This window comes from Neisseria sp. P0009.S007, assembly GCF_051962515.1.
This window is the reverse complement of record NZ_JBQCVF010000575.1, coordinates 1-977: the sequence shown is the minus strand read 5'-3', so window position 1 is coordinate 977 and position 977 is coordinate 1. Positions and strand designations below refer to the sequence as shown.

At 43.3% G+C, this 977-nt stretch carries 1 protein-coding gene and 1 pseudogene; one reads left to right on the top strand and one right to left on the bottom strand.

What is annotated here, in order from left to right; translation table 11 throughout:
• On the top strand, positions 1-693 hold a 693-nt coding region (gene thrB, locus ACTHS3_RS14905), incomplete at its 5' end, for a homoserine kinase (protein ID WP_440368360.1).
• A gap of 28 nt (positions 694-721) precedes the next feature.
• Here thrB and ACTHS3_RS14900 read toward each other — a convergent pair.
• Positions 722-977 (bottom strand): annotated as a pseudogene (locus ACTHS3_RS14900) (MFS transporter); the annotation flags it as partial.

The window sequence follows — 977 nt, the reverse complement described above, 5'->3', positions numbered from 1 at the left end:
GTTGCCTGCGCTGCTCCGATTGCTCGCAAAGATGGCAGACTGCATTCTATTTTGGCCGGAAAACCGGCTTGTTTGGTTACTTGTTTGAATGGCTCGGATACCGGCTGGCCAACTGAGGCTCAATGCTTCCATACCGGTGCTATGCTGGCTAAAATGCATTTAGCCGGTCAAGACTTTCCTTTAAAAATGAAAAATCCTCGTTATGATGACTGGTGGCATAATGCCTGCACTCAATTGCTACCTGTTTTAGATTCTGAGGATGCCGCACTGCTTCAATCTGAAATTGCTGCTTTAGATGAAAATCTAGGAGAGCATTTGCCTTCCGGTATTATCCATGCCGATTTATTTAAGGACAACGTATTGCTTAATGGAGATGAAGTTTCCGGCTTTATCGATTTCTATTATGCGTGTAACGGCAATTTCATGTACGACTTGGCAATTGCGGTTAATGATTGGGCACGAACAGCTGATAACGAATTAGACCCTGTCCTTTATGATGCCTTTATCCATGGCTATGAAAGCGTACGTCCATTATCTAATGAAGAACGCGCGTATTTCCCTACTGCACAAAGAGCCGGATGTATTCGTTTTTGGGTATCGCGCCTGCTCGATTTCCATTTCCCTCAATCAGGAGAAATGACGTTCATTAAAGATCCAAATGCATTTAGGGATCTGCTATTGAGTCTTAAATAATATATGGATAAAAGGCCGTCTGAATTATCTAATGCCCTCCCCCGCCGGAACCGCTAAACGGAGGTCTTGCCAGCCAAATAATGGGAATCATACTGATGAATATGATACTACCTGCCAAGAAGATTTCATTTGAACCAATAATAAAGCCTTGTTGGGAAATGGTACTATTTATCGCAGCCAGGGCTTGCTCTTTGCTCAGGCCATTGGCCATCATGCCTTGAATAGATTGGTTACTGATTGAAGACAATGAATTAATATGTTCGGTCAGCTGAGTATGGTGCAGA